General features: G+C 67.7%; 20 protein-coding genes and 1 tRNA gene. 10 read left to right on the top strand and 11 right to left on the bottom strand.

Going from position 1 to position 20,327, the window contains the following annotated elements:
• Window positions 1-495, bottom strand: coding sequence for a MarR family winged helix-turn-helix transcriptional regulator (locus SOM10_RS10880; protein ID WP_053097060.1), 495 nt, complete (start codon window positions 493-495; stop codon window positions 1-3).
• A 71-nt stretch (window positions 496-566) separates the two neighbouring features.
• Between SOM10_RS10880 and SOM10_RS10875 the strand changes: the two genes are divergently transcribed.
• From SOM10_RS10875 to SOM10_RS10850, 6 genes are all read left to right on the top strand, one after another.
• A tRNA-Gln gene (locus SOM10_RS10875) sits at window positions 567-638 on the top strand.
• 1 nt (window position 639) lies between these two features.
• Complete coding sequence (gene glmU / locus SOM10_RS10870) at window positions 640-2,070, top strand: bifunctional UDP-N-acetylglucosamine diphosphorylase/glucosamine-1-phosphate N-acetyltransferase GlmU (RefSeq protein WP_072591547.1); 1,431 nt, start codon at window positions 640-642, stop codon at window positions 2,068-2,070.
• Window positions 2,071-2,078: 8 nt separating this feature from the next.
• Window positions 2,079-3,113, top strand: a complete 1,035-nt coding sequence (locus SOM10_RS10865) for a ribose-phosphate diphosphokinase (protein ID WP_053097056.1) — start codon at window positions 2,079-2,081, stop codon at window positions 3,111-3,113.
• Between the two features lie 85 nt (window positions 3,114-3,198).
• Entirely contained in the window at window positions 3,199-3,669 is a 471-nt protein-coding gene (locus tag SOM10_RS10860; protein ID WP_053097053.1) for an FMN-binding protein, read from the top strand.
• 15 nt (window positions 3,670-3,684) lie between these two features.
• Window positions 3,685-4,542 carry an FAD:protein FMN transferase gene (locus SOM10_RS10855; RefSeq protein ID WP_320489948.1) on the top strand — a complete coding sequence of 286 codons (858 nt, stop codon included), beginning with the start codon at window positions 3,685-3,687 and terminating at the stop codon, window positions 4,540-4,542.
• 27 nt (window positions 4,543-4,569) lie between these two features.
• Window positions 4,570-6,144: a flavodoxin reductase gene (locus tag SOM10_RS10850; RefSeq protein WP_320489947.1), complete on the top strand. Its 1,575-nt coding sequence runs from the start codon at window positions 4,570-4,572 to the stop codon at window positions 6,142-6,144.
• Between the two features lie 247 nt (window positions 6,145-6,391).
• On the opposite strand, the gene SOM10_RS10845 is transcribed toward SOM10_RS10850, so the two are convergent.
• From SOM10_RS10845 to SOM10_RS10835, 3 genes are all read right to left on the bottom strand, one after another.
• Window positions 6,392-7,225 (bottom strand): type IV toxin-antitoxin system AbiEi family antitoxin domain-containing protein, encoded by an 834-nt coding sequence (locus SOM10_RS10845; RefSeq protein WP_320489945.1) that lies wholly within the window; start codon window positions 7,223-7,225, stop codon window positions 6,392-6,394.
• 461 nt (window positions 7,226-7,686) lie between these two features.
• A complete protein-coding gene (locus SOM10_RS10840; protein WP_414683578.1) occupies window positions 7,687-9,156 on the bottom strand; it encodes a sensor histidine kinase in 1,470 nt (489 codons plus the stop codon).
• Between the two features lie 26 nt (window positions 9,157-9,182).
• Complete coding sequence (locus SOM10_RS10835; protein WP_056280043.1) at window positions 9,183-9,911, bottom strand: response regulator transcription factor; 729 nt, start codon at window positions 9,909-9,911, stop codon at window positions 9,183-9,185.
• Between the two features lie 163 nt (window positions 9,912-10,074).
• Between SOM10_RS10835 and SOM10_RS10830 the strand changes: the two genes are divergently transcribed.
• On the top strand, window positions 10,075-11,547 hold the full coding sequence (locus tag SOM10_RS10830) for an ABC transporter permease (protein ID WP_320489943.1): 1,473 nt from the start codon (window positions 10,075-10,077) through the stop codon (window positions 11,545-11,547).
• A 40-nt stretch (window positions 11,548-11,587) separates the two neighbouring features.
• Window positions 11,588-12,313: an ABC transporter ATP-binding protein gene (locus SOM10_RS10825; protein WP_320489942.1), complete on the top strand. Its 726-nt coding sequence runs from the start codon at window positions 11,588-11,590 to the stop codon at window positions 12,311-12,313.
• 56 nt (window positions 12,314-12,369) lie between these two features.
• Here the strand turns inward: SOM10_RS10825 and gndA are convergent, their stop codons facing one another.
• Together gndA and SOM10_RS10815 are read right to left on the bottom strand one after the other, a co-directional pair.
• Window positions 12,370-13,818 (bottom strand): NADP-dependent phosphogluconate dehydrogenase, encoded by a 1,449-nt coding sequence (gene gndA / locus SOM10_RS10820; RefSeq protein WP_053097041.1) that lies wholly within the window; start codon window positions 13,816-13,818, stop codon window positions 12,370-12,372.
• 97 nt (window positions 13,819-13,915) lie between these two features.
• On the bottom strand, window positions 13,916-14,041 hold the full coding sequence (locus tag SOM10_RS10815; protein ID WP_256381367.1) for a hypothetical protein: 126 nt from the start codon (window positions 14,039-14,041) through the stop codon (window positions 13,916-13,918).
• Between the two features lie 222 nt (window positions 14,042-14,263).
• Between SOM10_RS10815 and SOM10_RS10810 the strand changes: the two genes are divergently transcribed.
• Both SOM10_RS10810 and pth read left to right on the top strand, forming a co-directional pair.
• Window positions 14,264-14,872, top strand: a complete 609-nt coding sequence (locus SOM10_RS10810; RefSeq protein WP_053097039.1) for a 50S ribosomal protein L25/general stress protein Ctc — start codon at window positions 14,264-14,266, stop codon at window positions 14,870-14,872.
• Window positions 14,873-14,992: 120 nt separating this feature from the next.
• Window positions 14,993-15,574, top strand: coding sequence for an aminoacyl-tRNA hydrolase (gene pth / locus SOM10_RS10805; RefSeq protein WP_320489938.1), 582 nt, complete (start codon window positions 14,993-14,995; stop codon window positions 15,572-15,574).
• A 35-nt stretch (window positions 15,575-15,609) separates the two neighbouring features.
• Here the strand turns inward: pth and SOM10_RS10800 are convergent, their stop codons facing one another.
• The 5 genes from SOM10_RS10800 to SOM10_RS10780 form a co-directional block, all read right to left on the bottom strand.
• Complete coding sequence (locus SOM10_RS10800) at window positions 15,610-16,320, bottom strand: hypothetical protein (RefSeq protein WP_320489936.1); 711 nt, start codon at window positions 16,318-16,320, stop codon at window positions 15,610-15,612.
• A gap of 9 nt (window positions 16,321-16,329) precedes the next feature.
• Window positions 16,330-17,349, bottom strand: a complete 1,020-nt coding sequence (gene trpS, locus SOM10_RS10795) for a tryptophan--tRNA ligase (RefSeq protein WP_320489935.1) — start codon at window positions 17,347-17,349, stop codon at window positions 16,330-16,332.
• Window positions 17,350-17,426: 77 nt separating this feature from the next.
• Entirely contained in the window at window positions 17,427-18,269 is an 843-nt protein-coding gene (locus SOM10_RS10790) for an exodeoxyribonuclease III (protein ID WP_072591540.1), read from the bottom strand.
• Between the two features lie 9 nt (window positions 18,270-18,278).
• On the bottom strand, window positions 18,279-19,481 hold the full coding sequence (locus SOM10_RS10785; protein ID WP_056280051.1) for a YihY/virulence factor BrkB family protein: 1,203 nt from the start codon (window positions 19,479-19,481) through the stop codon (window positions 18,279-18,281).
• Between the two features lie 77 nt (window positions 19,482-19,558).
• On the bottom strand, window positions 19,559-20,326 hold the full coding sequence (locus tag SOM10_RS10780; protein WP_053097029.1) for a succinate dehydrogenase iron-sulfur subunit: 768 nt from the start codon (window positions 20,324-20,326) through the stop codon (window positions 19,559-19,561).
• Window position 20,327 lies beyond the last annotated feature (1 nt).

The raw sequence follows: 20,327 nt of genomic DNA, 5'->3' as shown, positions 1-20,327 counted from the left end.
TCACGCGTCGAAGCTCAGGCTCAGCTTGCGCAGCAACGCAGCGAGCCGATCGCGGTCACCGCGGGACAGCGCCTGCAGCAGGTCGTCCTCGACGTCGACGAGGCGCGTGATCGCGGCATCCACCCGGATGCGTCCGTCGTCCGTGAGCGTCACGAGCACGCTGCGGCCGTCGGCCGGGTCGCCCTCCCGTCGCACGAAACGTCGGCCGACCAGGCGGTCGATGCGATTGGTCATGGTGCCGCTCGACACCAGCGTCTGCTGCAGCAGCTGCTTGGGGGAGAGCTGGAAGGGCGCGCCCGCGCGGCGCAGAGCCGACAGCACGTCCCATTCCCAGGCCTCCAGGTCGCTGCGTCGGAACACATCTCTGCGAGCCCGGTCGAGCAGCCTGGTCAGGCGATCCATCCGCGACAGCACCTCGAGAGGCGAGAAGTCGAGGTCGGGGCGCTGGGTGTTCCAGGCGCCGACGATCCGATCAACCTCATCCGCCTCAGTCATCCGTCCATTATCGCCGGTAGCACGCAGGTGGACGTGGCAGACTTGATCCGCGGCGCCCTCGGGGGCCGCGGTCCGCCGTGGTGTAATGGCAGCACGACAGCCTTTGGAGCTGTTAGGTCTAGGTTCGAGTCCTGGCGGCGGAGCATGACTGGGAACAATCTCGCGATCATCGTCCTCGCCGCAGGCCAGGGCACCCGCATGCGCTCGCGTCTTCCGAAGGTGCTGCACCCGATCGGCGGGCGTCCGCTCGTCGGCCACGTGCTGACCACCGCGACGCGACTCGGCGCCGATCACATCGAGGTCGTCGTGCGGCATGAACGCGACCAGGTCGTCGCCGCACTCGAGAAGGACTACCCGACCGCGGTCTTCATCGATCAGGACGACGTCCCCGGCACCGGACGCGCAGTGCAGGTGGCTGTCGACGCGCTCCCTGCCGACTTCGACGGCGACGTGCTCGTGCTCTCGGGCGACTGCCCTCTCGCGGATGCGGACACGCTGGGCTCGTTCCTCGACGCGCACCGCGCCGCGCAGGCGGAGGCGACCCTCATGACCGCCGTGGTCGAGGACCCGACCGGCTACGGCCGCGTCATCCGCGACGCCGACGGCGGCGTCGATCGCGTCGTCGAGCAGAAGGATGCGACGACCGAAGAAGCTGCCGTCAGCGAGATCAACGCGGGCATGTACGTGTTCCGCGTCTCGACGCTCCGCAAGTACCTGCCGTCGGTGGGCGTCGACAACGCGCAGGGCGAGATGTATCTGACCGACGTGCCGGGGCTCCTCCGCCGCGATGGCAGCCGTGTGGCGGCATCCGTCGTCTCCGACGTCACCGTCACCTACGGCGTCAACGACCGCGCTCAGCTCGCGGAGGTCGGTCGTCTGCTCAACCGCCGCATCGTGCGGCGCTGGCAGCTCGAGGGCGTCACCGTGATCGATCCTGCGACGACGTGGATCGACGACGACGCGACCCTCGCGCCCGACGTCACGATCCTCCCGAACACGCACATCCTGCGGGCGACGACGATCGCCGAGGGCGCCATCATCGGACCGGACACCACCCTCGTCGACTGCGAGGTGGGAGAGGACGCGATCGTCCGCCGCACCGATGCGACGCTCGCGGTGATCGGTGCCGAGGCCACGGTCGGACCGTTCTCGTTCCTGCGGCCGGGCACCGTCCTGGGGGCCAGAGGCAAGATCGGCGCCTACGTCGAGACCAAGAACGCCGAGATCGGCGAAGGCAGCAAGGTGCCGCACCTGTCATACGTCGGAGACGCGACCATCGGGCGAGGCGTCAACCTCGGTGCGAGCACGATCACCGCGAACTACGACGACGTGAACAAGCACCGCACGGTGGTCGAGGACGAGGTGCACACCGGCTCGCACACGACCCTCGTCGCGCCCGTTAGGCTGGGAGCCGGCGCCAAGACAGGTGCTGGCGCTGTTGTCCGCAAGGACGTCCCCGCCGGCTCCCTTGCCATGAGCGTCGCCCCTCAGCGCAACATCGAGGGTTGGGTCGAGAAGAACAGGGCAGGCACGGGCGCGGCAGACGCCGCAGCCCGAACCCGAGTGGCGGAGTAGGCAGAACGATGGCGCGCAAGAAGAAGACGGTCGATCTGGACAGGGACAACGGCATCGCTCCGGGTCTCGTTGCCAAGACCAAGAAGCGACTCGTGGTCGCAGGTGGTCGATCGCACCCCGAGCTCACCGCGGCGGTGGCCGCGTCGCTCGGAACAGAGGTCGTGCCGACAGAGCACCGCACCTTCGCATCCGGTGAGATCTACGCCCGGTTCGAGGTGTCGATCCGAGGCTGCGACCTCTTCCTGATCCAGACCTTCGGTGAGCCGGTCAACGAGTGGCTCATGGAGACCCTCATCATGATCGACGCCGCGAAGCGCGCGTCCGCCAAGCGCATCACCGTCGTCGCCCCGTACTATCCGTATTCGCGTCAGGACAAGAAGGGCCGCGGCCGTGAGCCGATCAGCGCCCGCCTCGTCGCCGACCTGCTGAAGACCGCCGGCGCAGACCGCGTGATGAGCGTCGACCTGCACGCCGCACAGATCCAGGGCTTCTTCGACGGTCCCGTCGACCACCTGTTCGCCAAGCCCGTGCTGCTCGAGTACTTCCAGCGCACGCTGAGCCCCGCCGACCGAGAGATCCTCACGGTCGTCTCGCCCGACATGGGTCGTGTCCGCGTGGCCGACACATGGTCCGACAGCCTCGGCGCCCCGCTGGCGATCATCCACAAGCGACGCGACCCGAAGGTCGCGAACCAGGTCTCGGTGCACGAGATCGTCGGAGCGGTCGAGGGTCGCACCTGCCTGCTCGTCGACGACATGATCGACACCGGTGGAACCATCGTGAAGGCCGCGCAGGCGCTCAAGGCCAACGGCGCGCATCGCGTGATCGTCGCCGCGACCCACGCGATCTTCAGCGATCCGGCCTCGGAGCGTCTGCAGGACGCCTCGATCGACGAGGTCGTGATCACCGACACGATCCCGCTCACCGAGTCGCGTCGCTGGGACAAGCTGACGGTCCTCCCGATCGCCCCGATGCTCGCGCGTGCGATCCACGAGGTCTTCGAAGACGGATCCGTCACGAGCATGTTCGGCGGAGACGCGTAAGCGACTCATATATCGGGCACAGCCTGCACATAGACGGGCTCCCTACGGTCGAATCAACACATCGATCAAGGCCGGGAGGACCATCATGATCCGCACGACTGTACCGACTTCTGTTCGCAAGAGCGCCGCCCTGGTCGGCGTCGCCGGGCTCCTCGTGCTCGCCGGTTGCTCCGGCACCGCGGACGCCGAAGACCAGTCCACCGACGCCGGAACCGACACGAGCACCGAGTCGACGGATTCGGGCGCATCGACGAGCGGCGACTACACCGACGGCACGTACACGGCCGACGGTTCGTACCAGACCCCCGAGACGGTCGAGAAGATCAGCGTGACCCTCACCGTCGCCGACGGCCTGGTCACCGAGGTCGAGGTGACCGGTGACCCGCAGGCACGCGAGAGCGAGCAGTACCAGGGGCAGTTCATCGACGGGATCTCGGATGAGGTCGTGGGCAAGTCGCTCGACGAGATCGAGGTCAGTCGAGTGGCCGGATCGTCGCTCACCAGCGGCGGGTTCAACGAGGCCGTCGAGTCGATCAAGGAGCAGGCGGCCGCCTGAGGCGCCTGACCACGTATGGCGATCTGGCGTTTCGACGCGATCGGCACGGCCTGGGAGATCGAGACGTCGCACGAGCTCGACGAGCATGACCGTGAGCGAGTCGGGACCGAGATCGAGCGGTTCGACCGAGAGTGGTCGCGGTTCCGTGACGACTCCTCGGTCACGCGGGTCGGCCGTGACGGCGGCTCGATCTCCTCGCCTGATGCGGGAACCATGCTCGATGCCTTCCGCGAGCTGTCCCGCGCGACCCACGGGGCGGTCAACCCGCTCGTCGCCGACAGCCTGTCGGCCCTGGGCTACGACTCGTCGTACTCGCTCGTCGCGCACGATCCCGTCGCTGCGCCCGGCGACTGGACGTCCCTGCTGGACTGGACGCCGGGGGAGGCCACGGCATCCGTTCCCGCCCTCCTCGATGTCGGCGCCCTCGGCAAGGGACGCCTCGTCGACGTCGTCGCCGCGGTGCTGTCCGACGTTCCCGGGAGTGTCGTGGTCGATGCCGGCGGTGATATGAGGGTTCGCGGCGATGCGGTTCGGGTGGGCCTCGAGCATCCATACGATCCGACGAAGGCGATCGGCGTGATCGAACTGCAGGATGCCGCGCTGTGCGCCTCGGCGGTCAATCGCCGTGCGTGGGGCGACGGACTGCATCACGTCCTCGACGCTCGCACCGGCGTGCCCGTGCGGACATGGGCGGCCACGTGGGCGATCGCCCCCGACGCGATGCGAGCGGATGCTGTCGCGACTGCCCTGTTCTTCGAGGGCGGGCCAGAGATCGCCGCATCGTGGGGCGTGGAGTGGGTGCGGATGACGACCGACGGGCGGGCGGAACGCTCGAACGGCTGCCCCGCTCAGCTGTTCACCACCCGCCGTTGAATCATCGAAGTAGGGAAGAGTAGACCTGTGATCACCTCCATCACCGCACTGCGGCAGCGGGTCCTTGCGTTGCTCGGCGGCATCTCGATGTATCGCCTGGTGCTGTTCGCGCTGCTGACGCTGGCGCTCATCGCTGTGGTGCTCTCGGCTCTCGGCGTGATCGTCTCACCCACGCCGGTCGAGATCCTCGCATCCTTCGTCGTCCTGGCCATGGTCATCTCGCTGGTGGACGCAGCGGCCCAGCGAATCCTGCGCCTTCCGTGGCGTATCGAGTCGTCGCTGGTCACCGCGCTGATCCTGCTCTTCGTGCTCCGCCCCGGCATCGAGCCGAACGCCCTGCTCGGCCTTGCGATCGCCGGAGCCGTCGCGAGCCTCTCCAAGTACCTGATCGCGTGGCGAGGTCGGCACATCCTCAACCCGGCGGCGTTCGGCGCTGCCGTCGTGTCGATCCTCGGGTCGTTCGGAGCGTTCGAATGGCTCGGGACCTCGTCGTCCTGGTGGGTGGGCACCCCGTCACTCTTCATCCCCGTCCTGATCCTCGGGCTCGCCGTGCTGTGGCGCACCGAGAAGGTGCGGATCGTCGTCGTGTTCCTCGTCGTCGCCATCGCCGTCTCGGTCCTTCGTCAGGCCGTGCAGGCGCAGGAGTTCGCGATCGACTTCGACGCCGGCTCCGCCCTCTCGTTCGCGATCCTGCAGTCTCCGTTCCTGTTCCTCGGTGCGTTCATGCTGTCGGAGCCGTTGACTCTGCCGCCGCGCCGGTGGCAGCAGTTCTCGGTGGCAGTTCTCGTCGGCGTGCTCGCCGGCTGGCCGATCGCGATCGGCGGCCTCTTCACGCTCGGGCAGGAGCGTGCTCTGCTCATCGGAAACCTCCTGGCCTTCGCCTTCGCGCTGCGCGGATCCGTGCGTCTCGTGCTCGAGAAGCGGCAGTTCATCACGCCGACGGCTCAGGAGCTGACGTTCCACGCGAAGGGCACGCTGAAGTTCCTGCCGGGGCAGTACCTCGAGCTGGACGTGCCGCACTCCCGCCCGGATGCGCGTGGAACCCGCCGCGAGTTCAGCATCGTCTCGGCGCCCGCCGACCTCCCGACGCTGCGCATCGCCTACAAGGACGGCGATCACAAGCATCCCTCGAGCTACAAGCGCGCGCTGGCGGCCGCCGAGCCGGGTGCTGCGCTCGCGGTGACCGGCACATGGGGCGACTTCCTGCTTCCACGCGCCGAGACCCCGGTGCTGATGGTGGCCGCGGGCATCGGCGTCACTCCGTTCGTGTCGCAGCTGCGACAGCTGATGCTGACCGAGCAGCAGCGTGACGTGGTTCTCGTCTACGTGGCATCCGACAGCTCGGAGCTCGCGTTCCGTGACGAGCTGGCCGCGACCGGTGCGCGCGTGATCGTGTTCACCCGGGACGAGCCTGTCGACCTGCCCTCGCGCTGGACCTGGGCCCAGGGTGTGCGCCTCGACGCGGCGGCTCTCGAGCACTACGTCCCGGACATCGGCGAGAGGCATTCCTACATCTCCGGCCCGCCGCGGCTGATCGCCGACCTCGCTCCCGCCCTGCAGAAGGCGCGGTCGCTCACGACAGACGCCTTCGCCGGGTACTGAGTCCGGTCTGTTCGGTGTCGCCCGGCGCCACGTGCAGGACGCCAGCACGTTCTGCGGGCCGGTTCTCCTGATTCCGTCCTGCATTCGTGCCTCGGTCCTGCAAGTGGTACAGGCTGTGCGTCGCCGAAGCGCTCCGTAGATCGCGGGGGTGGGTCGTCCTGTGCCGCCTGCAGGACCCAGGCACGTTCTGCGGGGTGGTTTTCCTGATTCCATCCTGCATTCGTGCCTTGGTCCTGCAACCGGTAGGTCAGATGCGCGCGCGAATGCGATCGACGGCCGCAAGGATGGCGGCTTCCACGACCGGCCAGTCGTGGACGATCATCGCGTAGTCGAAGCGCAATGTCTCATATCCCTGCCTGGATGCCTCCGCATCGCGCAGCAGATCTCGATGGCGGTGCGATGCGCTGTCGTGATTCTCCGCCCCGTCGGCTTCGAGGATGAGCAGCTCATGGAGCATGAAGTCCACGCGTCCGACCGAAGGAATGTCGACCTGACATTCGAGATGGATCCCGAGCAGGTGAAGCCGAAGACGTAGCAGCGACTCGAGGCCGCTGTCGGCATCCGTCCGAGCCAGATCGACCAGCCACCGAGCCTTCGCCGGGAGGCGGGATCGGATGCGGGCGCGCCCTGCCGCTCCGATCTTGCGCAGCTGCAGGGCCGACTCGATCGAGACGAAGAACGACTCATCGCCCTTGCAGAGATAGACGTGAACAAGGGCGTCCTCGAGGGGAGCGAGGCCGAGAACCGTCCGTCCGCCGAAGTAGTGGCCGGTGCACGTGCATGTGATGTGGTGGTTTCGGCCGTGCGTGCCGAGCCAGACATGCGGATTCGTATCGTCCTCGAGCGTCCAGATGCCGTGCATCCGCAGTGCACGAGAGCAGGTCAGTGCGCCTCCGTGCGCGGCAGAGGTGAGAACGTCGGCGGGAGCGGATGGCGTCGCGAACACGCCGTTGCGGACGCGAGTGATCGTGCCGTCGCGAACGGCTGATGAGAGCATCCGTCTGCTCAGCCCGAACTGGCGAAGAGTCGTACCCCTGGCCAGATCACCCAGGTGAGAGAGGACGTGTGCGGCGGTCGGCATCTGATCGATCCTGCCCGTTCTGAGGCGGGGGACGGATCGGAATCGAGGGTCGTGGAAGGTATCGGCTGATAGCCCGACCTGTGCAGAAGAGAAGTCGTGGGTCCGTGCGGTCGTCTGCTTCACCGTCTGGAGGATGAGAGCACGGTTGCAGGATCGAAGTCGTCGGTTCGTCCTGCGAACGTGCCGCGGCCCCGCAACCGGCCCGGGGGGAGGGCCGGCGCAGAGGGGAGCGTGTTCCGTCTGCAGGATGAGAGCACGGTTGCAGGACCGAGGCCGCCCGTTCGTCTTGCGAACGTGCCGCGGCCCCGCAACCGGCCCGGGGGGAGGGCCGGCGCAGAGGGGAGCGTATTCCGTCTGCAGGATGAGAGCACGGTTGCAGGATCAAAGTCGTCGGTTCGCCTTGCAGAAGTGCCTCGGTCCCGCAGACGGCTCTGCGGGACCGAGGGGAGACGAAGGCGCGGTCAGTCCGAGGCGGCCGCCGGGTTGATCGGGAGTCGCACGCTGAAGGTCGTGTCTCCGGGCTCGCTGTCGACCGTGAGGTGACCGCCGTGTCCTTCGACGATCGCCTTCGCGATGGCCAGTCCGAGCCCCGTGCCGCCGGTCTGGCGGGCGCGGGAGCTGTCACCGCGGGCGAAGCGTGCGAAGAGCTCGTCCCGCACCCCGGGGTCGATGCCCGGGCCGTTGTCGTGCACGCGCAGCACGGCCTCGTCGCCTTCGCGGGCCACGCTGAGGGTGATCGACGTACCGGCAGGCGTGTGCGTCCGCGCATTCGCGAGCAGGTTCGCGACGACCTGGTGCATGCGGCCCGCATCGCCGACGATGACGATGGGCTCGTCCGGCGCCTCGATGTTCCAGTGGTGGTCGGCTGCGGTCGGGCGCGCATCGGAGAGCCCCTCCAGCGCGAGCTGTGTCAGATCGACGGTGCCGTAGACGAGTTCTCGCCCCTCGTCGAGACGGGCGAGCAGCAGCAGATCCTCCACCAGGCGCGTCATGCGCAGGGACTGGGCCTGGATGCGCTCGAGCGACGTCGTGGTGCTCTCGATGGCCGCCTCTCCGCCCTGCTGCTTCAGCGCACGCAGAGAGAGCTCGGAGTAGCCGCGGATCGACGACAGAGGTGTGCGCAGTTCGTGGCTCGCGTCGGCGACGAACCGACGCATCCGCTCTTCATTCTTCTGACGGGAGGCGAGAGAGGCGTTGACATGGTCGAGCAGCTTGTTGAGGGAGGAGCCGACGAGACCCGTCTCGGTCCGCGGATCGGCCTCCGCGGCAGGCACCCGCTCGGTGATCTGCACCTCTCCGCGGTCGAGGGGCTGGTTCGCCACCCGCGTCGCCGTCGCGGCGACCGCACGCAGCGGTCTCAGCCCGACGCGGATCGTGATCGCCGTCGTGAGAGCGAGGAGGATCAGACCGCCGATCGTCGCGAGGGCGATCACGGTGAGCAGTGTGGCCAGTTGATTCTGGATCTCGGTCCGGGGGAGGCCGGTGACGACATTCACACCGTTGGGCGCCTGCTTCGCGAAGACCATGTACGAACCGAAGTCGTCCAGGGCGACGGTGGCGCTGGGCTGGCCGGCAAGTGCCGCGTCGATCCGTTCGAGGTCCGCGCTGGTCAACTTCTGCGGGACGCCGCCCCACTCGTCCTTGGTGTCGGGGAAGAGCACGCCGCTGGTGCCACCCTCGGTGCTGGACACCGCCAGCAGGAGTCCCGGAACCCGCGCATCGTTGATCTCGAGGATGTTGTCCATGTTCGCGAACTGGGCCGGTACCCGGCTGACCCACTGCGTCACCTGATTCGAGTAGCTGTGCAGGCGATCCTCGAGCTGCCGTTCGAGCGTGCTGCCGAGCAGCGCACTGGTGATCACGGCGACGATCACGAGGATGAGCGAGACGAAGCCGATCACGGCTGTCATCAGCCGTGTCTGCAGACTCATCGGCCGTCTGGCCATCCCCGTGCTGCTCACTGAGGCGCCTTGATCATGTAGCCGACACCGCGCACGGTGTGCAGCAGCGGGGTGCGTCCGGCGTCGATCTTCTTGCGGAGGTACGAGATGTACAGCTCCACGACCGAGGACTTGCCGCCGAAGTCGTAGCTCCACACGCGATCGAGGATCTGCGCCTTCGACAGCACTCTGCGTTCATTGCGCATGAGGTAGCGGAGCAGCTCGAACTCGGTCGCGGTCAGCTCGATCTCGGTGCCATCGCGCATGACCTCGTGGCTGTCCTCATTGAGGGTGAGGTCGGCGACGCGGAGGATCGACTGACCGTCGTCGGCGGTCGCATGTCCCGTGCGACGGATGATCGCGCGCAGACGTGCGATGACCTCTTCGAGGCTGAACGGCTTGGTGACATAGTCGTCGCCGCCGGCGGTGAGGCCGGCGACGCGGTCGCCCACGGCATCCTTCGCGGTCAGGAACAGCACGGGCACGAGGCTGCCCGACTCGCGGAGGCGCCGCAGCACGGCCATGCCGTCGAGGTCGGGCATCATGATGTCGAGCACGAGAGCGTCGGGTTCGAACTCGCGCGCGACCTGCAGAGCTTCGAGGCCGGACGACGCCGTGCGCACCTCCCAGCCCTCCATCCGCAGAGCCATCGCGAGCAGGTCGGTGAGCATCTGCTCGTCGTCGACGGCGAGGATGCGCAGGGGGGAGCCGTCGGGGCGGCGCAATTCGGGAAGATCAGTGCTCATGAGTACATTCTGCGGAATCACCTATGGGGTTTCTATGGAGTGCGCTATGCGTCGCCTGTGAGAAAGCACCCATAGCCTTCTCATCATCGGTCCCTCGATCTCGCAAAAGTCCGGTCTTTAGCGTCGACATCGGCCCCGCGAACGGCGCGGCAGAAGGAGACACATGTACGGGACATATCTACGGCGCGAGTTGGCGGGCCGCAAGAAGCAGACCATGATCGTCGCGATCGGACTCGCGATCGCGATCGCCCTGGTGATCATCGTGAACGCCCTCACGGCAGGAGTTCGGGATGCGCAGGCGCAGGCGCTGGAATCGGTGTACGGCGTGGGCACCGACCTCACGGTCACCGGTGCCGCGGCGGAACCGGGGGAGGGCGGCGGGCAGCGCTTCGACTTCGGCTCGGAGGACGGCGCGACCGAGGGCGACACGACCACACTGAGCCAGTCGACTCTCATGACGGACTTCATGCGCGGCACGCTCGACGCGTCCGTGCTCGACACGGTGACCTCGACGGATGGCGTGACGGCGGCATCCGCTGCTCTCAGCCTCACGAACTCGACGTTCTCGGGCGAGCTGCCCAGCGGCGGGCTCGGTGAGCAGGACGCCACGACAGAGGGCACTGCGCCGGCCGAGGGTCAGGCGCCGCCGCAAGGTGGAGCGGGTGGCACGGGTGGCGGCTCGTTCGGCGTCGATTCATTCACCGTGCTCGGCATCGACCCGGCCGTGACGTCAGTGGGTCCGCTCGCCTCGGTCGAGGTCAGCGATGGCCGGGCTCTCGACACGGATGACGCCGGGGCACTCGTCGCGCTCGTCGACGCGACCTACGCGACCACGAACGAGATCGCCGTCGGCGACACGATCGACGTCGCAGGCTCCGATGTGGAGATCGTGGGGATCGTGGCTTCCACCGCGGACTCCGCCGACACCGCTGCCGACGTCTATCTGCCCCTCGACACGGCGCAGGATCTCTCCGGCGCCGGAGACGTCGTCTCCACGGTGTACGTGCAGGCCGAGTCCGCATCGTCGATCGACGCGGTGCAGGCGGCCCTCGCAGACGAGCTGCCCGACGCGACGATCACCTCGCAGTCCGAGCTCGCCGCCACCGTCTCCGGTTCGCTGTCCAGTGCCACGTCGCTGATCACGAACCTCGGCACCTGGCTGTCGATCATCGTGCTCGCCGTGGCCGTGCTGCTCTCGGTGCTGCTGACGCTGTCCGGCGTCTCGCGCCGCACCCGCGAGTTCGGCACGCTCAAGGCGATCGGCTGGTCGAACGGTCGCGTCGTGCGCCAGGTCGCGGGCGAGTCGATGGTCCAGGGACTGATCGGTGGCGTCGTGGGGCTTGCACTCGGCATCGCCGGCATCGTTGTGATCGATCTCGTGAAGCCGACCGTCGCGGCTGCTGCCGCGAGCACTGCGGAAGGCGGCCCCGGCGGGATGGGCGGCGGGCCCACCGGAGGTGGCGACATGTTCCAGACGCAACAGGCGGCCGACATCGTGCTGCACGCACCGTTCACACCGTGGGTGCTGGTCGCCGCGGTCGGCCTCGCCGTGCTCGGCGGTCTCGTGGCAGGAGCATTCGGAGGCTGGCGCGCGGCCCGCCTCAGCCCGGCAGAGGCACTGCGCTCCGTCGCCTGACGGACCCTCGATCACCCATCGCACGACAAGGAGACACGACATGACCATCGCAGACATCGCCCCTTCCGCGAGCGGCACGGATGCCGCGGCGCCGCTGTACCGCGCGCAGGGTGTCACTCGCACGTACACGCAGAAGGGACGCACGGTGAAGGCGCTCACGGGGGTCGACCTCACGATCCTTCCCGGTGAGTTCGTCACCATCCAGGGGCCGACCGGAGGGGGCAAGTCGACTCTCCTGCAGATGCTGGGCGCGCTCGACAAGCCCTCCTCCGGCTCGTTGAAGCTCGGTGACATCGAGCTGGCGTCGGCATCCGCGTGGGAGCTCAGCCGCATCCGTGCCCAAGAGATCGGCTTCGTGTTCCAAGGGTTCAACCTCATCCCCACGCTGACGGCGGCCGAGAACGTGGACATGGCCCTCGAGCCCACCGAGCTGAGCCGGACCGAACGGACGGCTCGCGTCGCCGAGGCTCTCGCTCACGTCGGGCTCGCCGACCGCGGCGACCACCTGCCCACCGAGCTGTCGGGCGGTCAGCAGCAGCGTGTGGCGATCGCGCGGGCGATCGTGAAGCGACCCCGCGTGCTGCTCGCGGACGAGCCCACAGGCAACCTCGACGAGAGCATGCGTGATGAGATCCTCACGCTGCTCCAGGGGCTGTGCGCGGAAGGGATCACCATGATCGTCGTCACTCACGACTCGGCGGTGGCGCGCCGGGCCACCAGACGCCTTCGGCTGGCGAAGGGCACGGTGCAGGACATCACCCGGTGAGACATGACGAAGGCCCCGGCGGAATCGCCGGGGCCTTCGTCATGTCTGCGACGCGCTCAGTGCGTGTCTTCGGCTTCGATCTCGGTGCGGTCGCCCGACCACTGCGTGTGGAAGGTGCCCGGCTTGTCGATGCGCTTGTAGGTGTGCGCCCCGAAGAAGTCGCGCTGGCCCTGCACGAGGGCTGCGGGGAGGCGGTCGGCGCGGATGCCGTCGTAGTACGACAGCGACGACGAGAACGCCGGAGCCGGGATGCCGGCCTGTGCCGCCGCGACCACGACGCGACGCCACGGCGCCTGAGCGCGCGTGATCGCCTCGGTGAAGTACGGAGCCGTCAGCAGCACGGGAAGACCGGGCTCTGCCGCGTATGCGTCGGCGATGCGGTTGAGGAACTGCGCACGGATGATGCAGCCGCCGCGCCAGATCTTGCTGATGGCGCCGAGGTCGATGTTCCAGCCGTATTCGGCAGCGCCGGCGCGGATCTCGTCGAAGCCCTGCGAGTACGCGACGATCTTCGATGCGTAGAGCGCGAGACGGACGTCCTCGATGAAAGCGGCCTCGTCGGCGACGACGAACTCCTCGTCCGGGCCCGGGAGGGCTCCGGCGACCTCGCGCTGCTCGGGGTGCGACGACAGCGAGCGGGCGAACGTGGCCTCGGCGATGCCGGAGACGGGAACGCCGAGCGACAGCGCGGTCTGGACGGTCCACGCTCCGGTGCCCTTGGCTCCGGCCTGGTCGAGGATGACGTCGACGAGCGGCTTGCCGGTCTCGGCATCGACCTGGCGCAGCACCTCTGCGGTGATCTCGATCAGGTACGACTCGAGCTCGCCCTTGTTCCATTCGGCGAAGATCTCGGCGATCTCGGCGGGCGACTTGCCCGTGCCGCGGCGGATGAGGTCATAGGCCTCGGCGATGAGCTGCATGTCGGCATACTCGATGCCGTTGTGCACCATCTTGACGAAGTGTCCGGCACCGTCGTGTCCGACGTGCGTGACGCACGGCTCGCCCTCGGCGATCGCAGCGATCGACTTGAGGATCGGGCCGAGGGTGATCCACGACTCGTCCGAGCCGCCGGGCATGATCGACGGGCCCGTGAGTGCGCCCTCCTCGCCGCCCGAGATCCCGGCGCCGACGAAGTTGATTCCGGTCTCACGGACCGCCTTCTCGCGGCGGATCGTGTCGGGGAAGTACGCGTTGCCGCCGTCGACGATGATGTCGCCCGGCTCGAAGACCTCGACCAGCGAGTCGATCACGGCGTCCGTCGGGCCGCCGGCCTTGACCATGATGATCGCGGTGCGCGGCTTCTGCAGCGAGTCGGCGAACTCCTGGTAGGTCTGGGCGGGGATGAAGCCGGCCTCAGGGTGATCGGAGACGAGCGTCGCGGTCTTCTCGTAGCTGCGGTTGAAGATCGCCACCGTGTTGCCCTCGCGGCTGGCGAGGTTGCGGGCGAGGTTCGAACCCATGACGGCGAGTCCGACGACTCCGATGTTCGCTGATGCTTCGGGCACAGATGGCTCCTAGATCGAGAAGAAGGGGATGCTCCCAGATTATCGCGGCGTCCGGGGTGGTGCTCCCGTGTGACGGGTGGTGACGGACGCGAGGAGGTCAGTCCTTGCGGTATCCCGAGCGCCCCAGGGAGAACAGGGCCGCGAAGGTGAAGCCTGCGGCGCACACGGTCATCGCGCCGATGAGCCAGGCGATCGCGTGGGAGAAGAAGACGCCGTCGAGCATGAGAGAACTCCGTGTTCTGCAGAGAGGGGATCGGTGTTCTCAGCCTACCGGCTCATCCGGTACCATGAGAGGAGTACCTCGGCGAGGGATGCTTCTGCGCGTGCGCTGGCATCCGTTATCGACGCGGCGAAGCAAGCCGGTGGCTTTCCTCACGTGTCTGCGTTCGAGAACAATTCCAAGACCACCGCGCAGCTGTCGCTGCGTGCCCCGAAGGAGAACCCCATGTCTGAAGACACCAAGGTCAAGGCCGAGCTCCGCGAGAGCTTCGGCAAGGGCTTCGCCCGTCGTCTGCGCGCCGCAGGCAAGATCCCCGCCGTGATCTACGGCCACGGCACCGACCCGGTGCACGTCGCACTGCCCGGCCACCAGGTCTCGCTGATCATCCGCCGTGCGAACGCTCTGCTCGAGCTCGACATCGACGGCAAGGACCAGCTCGCTCTCGTCAAGGACGTCCAGCGCGACCCGGTGCACCAGATCATCGAGCACATCGACCTGCTCGTCGTCCGCAAGGGCGAGAAGGTCACGATCGACGTTCCCGTCGTCGTCACCGGAGAGTCGGCTCCCGGCACGATCGTCAACCAGGACGCGAACACGCTGTCGATCGAGGCCGAGGCCACGCATCTTCCGCAGAACGTCGAGGTCTCGGTCGAGGGTCTCGAGGACGGCACGCACATCACCGCCGCCGAGGTCAAGCTCCCCAAGGGCTCGACGCTGCTGACCGACCCCGAGGTTCTCGTCGTCGCGATCTCGATCCCGGCCGAGGAGTCGCTCGAAGAGGACGAGGCCGGCGCCGACGAGGCTGCCGCCGAGGAGGCTCCCGCCGCGGAGTGATCTCCGCACGCGCAGCGCACAGCTGACTGCAACACAGAGGGGGCGCGAGCATATCGCGCCCCCTCTGTCGTATTCTGACCCGGGCACCGCGAAGGGCCCGCATTCCGAGAGGACGACCACATGGCATCCACCTGGCTCGTGGTGGGACTCGGCAACCCCGGCCCCCGATACGCGGATACGCGTCACAACATCGGCCAGATGGTCGTCGATGAGCTCGCCTCACGCCGCGGCGAGAACTTTCGGGAGCACAAGGGCGGCGCGCGCGTCGTCGAGACCTGGCTGCGCCCGGGCGGCGACAAGCTCGTGCTCGCCAAGCCGAACACGTTCATGAACGTGTCCGGGACGCCGGTCGCCGCCCTGGCGCGGTTCTACTCGGTGCCGCCGGAGCAGATCATCGTCGTCCACGATGAGCTCGACATCCCGTTCGACACCGTCAAGCTCAAGATCGGCGGAGGCCACGGCGGGCACAACGGCATCCGAGACATCGCCCGTGCCATCACCACTCCGGAATTTCCGCGGGTGCGGGTCGGCATCGGTCGACCGGTGGGGCGCCAGGACCCCGCGGACTGGGTGCTCTCGCCGTTCGGCAAGGACGAGCGCGCGAACCTGCCCATACTCGTGTCCGACGCGGCGGACGCGGTCGAGCTGCTCGTCGAGGACGGACTGCTCGCCGCTCAGCAGAAGCACCACGCTCCACGGTGAGACACGGGGCGGTGCACCCGTCGCGTGCCCCGCGGCTACGGCAGGAAGCCGGTCGCCGTTCCCGTCGACAGTGTCACCAGCAGCACGACCCAGAAGATGATCGGGCCGAGCACGGCGACCACGAGGGCGGCGATGCCCGCACCGCGCGCCTGCTTCTTGCGAATGGCGATGATGCCGATGACGATGGCGGCGATGCCGAGGATGGTCCCCGTCCAGAACGAGATCTCCGCCCACAGGACTTGGTCCCTCGCGGGAGAGAGGATCGACAGGAAGTCCGGTGCCGTCGTGTCGAGACCGCCCGGAAGACGACGTCCGATCTCGAAGCCCATGATGCCGGCGACGATCGGTGTGACCACGGCTGCCACGATCGCCAGGACCAGAGCCAGGATGCCGAGCAGCCCTGACTTCTTCTCCGCGATCACCGGTGTCTGGTATGCGCCCGCGGGCGCTGCGTAGCCTCCGACCGGAACCTGATAGGCGCCGGGAGGAGCCGCCTGCGGTGCGGGAGCGCCCTGGTACGAGGGCGGAGCACCCTGATAGGCCGGGGGAGCGCTCTGGTATGCGGGCGGCGCACCCTGATAGGCCGGGGGAGCGCTCTGGTATGCGGGCGGCACCGGGGGAGTCGACGCGTACGCAGCGGGCGCTGGCGGCACGGGCGGCGCGAACTGCTGCTGCTCGTCGGCCGATCGGGGCGCGGGAGGCACAGGAGGGACGGCACCGGACGGGGGCTGCTGCGGATCAGTCACGCCCCCATCCTATGGCTGGCCAGGCCAGACGCGACGAAGCAGTCCGACCCGGTCGTAGACCGCTCCGAGAGTGGCGTCGGCGACGGCATCCGCACGTGCGGCGTTCTGCGCGAGGATCCGATCGAGTTCAGCAGGGTCGTCGAGCAGCTCGAGCGCGCGGGCACGCACCGGCTCGAACTCGTTCACGACGACCTCGGCGAGTCCCTTCTTGAAGTCCCCGTAACCGCGGCCCGCGTACTCATCCTCGATCGCCGGAACCTGACGTCCCGACAGCGCGGCGTAGATGGTCAGCAGGTTGGACACGCCGGGCTTGGTGTCGCGGTCGAAGCGCACCGATCCTTCGTTGTCCGTGACGGCCCGCATGATCTTCTTCGCCGACTTCGCCGGGTCGTCGAGCATCCAGAGGACTCCCGCATCGCTCTCGGCGGACTTCGACATCTTCGACGTCGGGTTCTGCAGGTCGTAGATGCGCGCCGTGTCCTTCTGGATCACGGGGCGGGGCACGACGAACGTGTCCCCGAAACGGGAATTGAAGCGCTCGGCGAGGTCGCGGGTCAGCTCGACGTGCTGCTTCTGGTCGTCGCCGACCGGCACGACATCGGTCTGATACAGCAGGATGTCAGCTGCCATCAGCACCGGGTAGGTGAAGAGACCGACGCTGGTGGCATCCGCTCCGTAGCGCGCTGACTTGTCCTTGAACTGCGTCATGCGACCGGCTTCTCCGAAACCGGTGATCGTCGACAGGATCCAGGCCAGCTCGGCGTGCGCGCGGACGTGAGACTGCACGTAGAGCGTCGAGAGGGAGGGCTCGATGCCGGCGGCGATGTACTGAGCAGCGGTGCGGCGGGTCTTCTCGCGCAGCTCGGCGGGATCCTGTGCGACGGTGAGCGCATGCAGATCGACGACGGAGAAGTATGCGTCGTACGAGCTCTGCAGATCCCGCCACTGCAGGAGCGCTCCGATGTAATTGCCGATCTGAAGCGAGTCGGCGGAGGGCTGCATTCCTGAGTAAAGGCGAGGTTTCGTCACGACATCAATCCTAGGCGGCGCCGGTCGTGCCGGACCGCGCGAACCGGGTCCGTCCGAACCCGGGCGCCGCCTGCTGTTCAGTAGGTGTAATCGACGACCACCGGAGCATGGTCGCTCCAGCGCTCGTCATAGGCGGCCGCGCGGGCGACGTGATAGGCAGTGACCCGTTCGGCGAGAGCCGGAGTGGCGAGGTGGTAGTCGATGCGCCACCCGGAATCGTTGTCGAACGCCTGCCCGCGCATCGACCACCAGGTGTACGGCCCCTCGACCTCGCCGTGGAACACCCGGCCCACGTCGACCCAGCCGAGACCGGTGCCGGTCGAGCCGTCGACGCCCTCGACGGTCTCACCCGCCGCTCCGAGGAATCTGTCGAAGTACGCCCGCTCACGGGGCAGGAATCCCGCCTTCTTGCGGTTGCCGCGCCAGTTCTTGATGTCGAGTTCGCGGTGGCCCACGTTCAGGTCCCCGGTCACGAGCGCGAGTGCCCCGTCGTCCGCGCCGAGCTCCGCCAGCCGGTCACCGAACGCGTCGAGGAACTTCCACTTCTCCTCCTGCTTCGGAGTGTCGGCCTCGCCGCTGTGCACGTAAGCGCTCACGACCGTGAGAGGGCGGTCGCCGATCAGGAAGTCCGCTTCGATCCAGCGACCCTTCGAGTCGAAGTCGGCATCGCCGAAGTCGGTGCGCGAGGCGAGAGCCGGCAGCCGGCTGGCGATGGCCACGCCGGCGCGACCCTTGGCGGTCGCCTCGTCGTGCACGAACGTCCATCCGGGCAAGGCCGCTTCGAGATGCTCGTCCTGGCCGCGGACCTCCTGCAGAGTGAGGACGTCGACGTCTGCCGCGTCGAGCCACGCGCTCATGCCGTTGCGAGCCGCCGCTCGGATCCCGTTGACATTGACCGTGGCGATTCGCAGATGAGGCATGGTTCCAGCCTAACGAGCACCACCGACATCGCGTGTCCGCTGCAGCTCGGCCAGCAGCCGCTGCGCGAGTGGCGACGCGGTGTCGACGGGCGGGGGCGCGGACGCCTCCAGCTCCGCCAGTTCCCGCTCCGCCGCCTGCACGGCTCGACGCGCACCCCATACGCCGTACCAGGGTGCGGTGTCGCGTGCCGCGTGCGCGTCGCGGACGCGGATGCGGGCGGCCATGAGCAGGGTCTCATGCTCGACGATCCGACGCTCGGCCTCCGACTGAGCCAGCAGCGGCAGATCCCGGTCCTGGGCGGCGACGGCGATCCATGACGATGCCACGAGCATCACCACCCCGTTCACCCGGAACCACAGCAGCAGGCCGATGAAGATCGCGAACGTGGCCAGAAGCGGGTTGGAGGGCGTGTAGCTCAGGAGGAACCCTGCACCGTACTGCAGCACCGTCATCGCGGCGCCGCCGAGGATCGCGCCGGGCCAGATCGTGCGCCAATGGAGCGTCGTCCCCGTGAGGAAGCGCACCATCGCGGCCAGAGCGGCGGACATCAGGACGAACGACACGATGACCGTGCCGATGCGGATGCTGAGGTTCAGCCCGTCGGATCCCGAGTCCCAGCCGAGGAGGCTCAGGAGCCAGCTCAGCATCGCCGCACTGGCGGAGCTGAGGATCGACCCCACGATGAGCGAGACGCCGAAGATCAGCGCGGCGAGAAGATCCCGAGCCTTGAGGATCACGTAACTGCGAGTGTCCGGAGGGAGGCCGAAGATGTCCCTCGTGGCGCGACGTGAGAAGGTCACCCACCCGATCGCGGTCCAGATCACCGTGCCGAGGGCGATGAGACCTGTCACTCCCAGGAGGCTGGCCGTGCTCGCGGCGATCTCCTTCACCTGATCCGGGGTGAACACCCCGCCCTGATCGAGGATCAGATTGGGAACGTAGCTGTTGATGATGACGATCAGACCGTCGACCGCCTCCGTGCTGCCACCGAGCCAGATGCCGATGATGGCGAAGGCGAGGTACACAGCCGCGAAGATCGCGAAGAGGGCCTGATAGCTCACCCCGGCAGCGAGAAGGAATCCGTTGTGCTGCAGGAAATGACGCCAGACACGCACGGGGAACAGGCCCAGAGTGCGCTGGGTCAGAGCGGTCGCCCTCTCCACGGCGGCGTCCAGGCGACCGGGCTCGGGGGCGGCGTGGTGTTCGGACACGTCCTCACCCTATCCAAGCGACGAGAGCGGGCGGGCACCCATCAGGGTGCCCGCCCGTTCTCAGGTCGGCGACGGTGTCAGGGACGACCGCGCAGGACTGCCTGCTTGACCTCGGCGATGGCCTTCGTGACCTCGATACCGCGGGGGCACGCCTCGGAGCAGTTGAAGGTCGTGCGGCAGCGCCAGACGCCCTCCTTGTCGTTGAGGATGTCGAGACGGACCGCAGCGTTGTCGTCGCGGGAGTCGAAGATGAACCGATGCGCATTCACGATCGCCGCCGGTCCGAAGTACTGTCCGTCGGTCCAGAAGACCGGGCACGACGAGGTGCATGCGGCGCACAGGATGCACTTGGTGGTGTCATCGAAGATCTCGCGATCGGCGATGCTCTGGACGCGCTCCTTGCCCTTCTCGGGCACCGAGTTCGCGACGAGGAACGGCTGCACCTCGCGGTACGACGCGAAGAAAGGCTCCATGTCGACGACGAGGTCCTTCTCGAGAGGCAGACCCTTGATCGCCTCGACGTAGATCGGCTTCGAGATGTCGAGATCCTTGATCAGCGTCTTGCAGGCGAGGCGGTTACGGCCGTTGATGCGCATGGCGTCGGAGCCGCAGATGCCGTGGGCGCACGAGCGCCGGAACGTCAGCGACCCGTCGACCTCCCACTTGATCTTGTGCAGTGCGTCGAGGACGCGGTCCGTGGAGTAGAGCTCCACGTCGTAGTCGACCCAGTGCGGCTCGGAGTCGATCTCGGGATCGAACCGGCGGATGTTGAACGTGACGATGAAGGACTGGATGCCCGTCTCCTCCGTCGTGTCCGCGGGAGCTTCGGCGATGGCGTTCGACATG

The sequence above is a fragment of the Microbacterium sp. CFBP9023 genome (genome assembly GCF_034045055.1).
In the GTDB taxonomy this organism is placed as follows: Bacteria; Actinomycetota; Actinomycetes; order Actinomycetales; family Microbacteriaceae; genus Microbacterium.
This window is presented reverse-complemented; position numbering and strand designations above follow the sequence as displayed.

Coding starts and splice junctions, on each gene's coding strand:
- SOM10_RS10880 (WP_053097060.1), bottom strand. CDS start 495: ATGACTGAGGCGGATGAGGTTGATCGGATCGTCGGCGCCTGGAACACC.
- glmU (WP_072591547.1), top strand. CDS start 640: ATGACTGGGAACAATCTCGCGATCATCGTCCTCGCCGCAGGCCAGGGC.
- SOM10_RS10865 (WP_053097056.1), top strand. CDS start 2,079: ATGGCGCGCAAGAAGAAGACGGTCGATCTGGACAGGGACAACGGCATC.
- SOM10_RS10860 (WP_053097053.1), top strand. CDS start 3,199: ATGATCCGCACGACTGTACCGACTTCTGTTCGCAAGAGCGCCGCCCTG.
- SOM10_RS10855 (WP_320489948.1), top strand. CDS start 3,685: ATGGCGATCTGGCGTTTCGACGCGATCGGCACGGCCTGGGAGATCGAG.
- SOM10_RS10845 (WP_320489945.1), bottom strand. CDS start 7,225: ATGCCGACCGCCGCACACGTCCTCTCTCACCTGGGTGATCTGGCCAGG.
- SOM10_RS10840 (WP_414683578.1), bottom strand. CDS start 9,156: ATGAGTCTGCAGACACGGCTGATGACAGCCGTGATCGGCTTCGTCTCG.
- SOM10_RS10835 (WP_056280043.1), bottom strand. CDS start 9,911: ATGAGCACTGATCTTCCCGAATTGCGCCGCCCCGACGGCTCCCCCCTG.
- SOM10_RS10830 (WP_320489943.1), top strand. CDS start 10,075: ATGTACGGGACATATCTACGGCGCGAGTTGGCGGGCCGCAAGAAGCAG.
- SOM10_RS10825 (WP_320489942.1), top strand. CDS start 11,588: ATGACCATCGCAGACATCGCCCCTTCCGCGAGCGGCACGGATGCCGCG.
- SOM10_RS10815 (WP_256381367.1), bottom strand. CDS start 14,041: ATGCTCGACGGCGTCTTCTTCTCCCACGCGATCGCCTGGCTCATCGGC.
- SOM10_RS10810 (WP_053097039.1), top strand. CDS start 14,264: ATGTCTGAAGACACCAAGGTCAAGGCCGAGCTCCGCGAGAGCTTCGGC.
- pth (WP_320489938.1), top strand. CDS start 14,993: ATGGCATCCACCTGGCTCGTGGTGGGACTCGGCAACCCCGGCCCCCGA.
- SOM10_RS10790 (WP_072591540.1), bottom strand. CDS start 18,269: ATGCCTCATCTGCGAATCGCCACGGTCAATGTCAACGGGATCCGAGCG.
- SOM10_RS10780 (WP_053097029.1), bottom strand. CDS start 20,326: ATGTCGAACGCCATCGCCGAAGCTCCCGCGGACACGACGGAGGAGACG.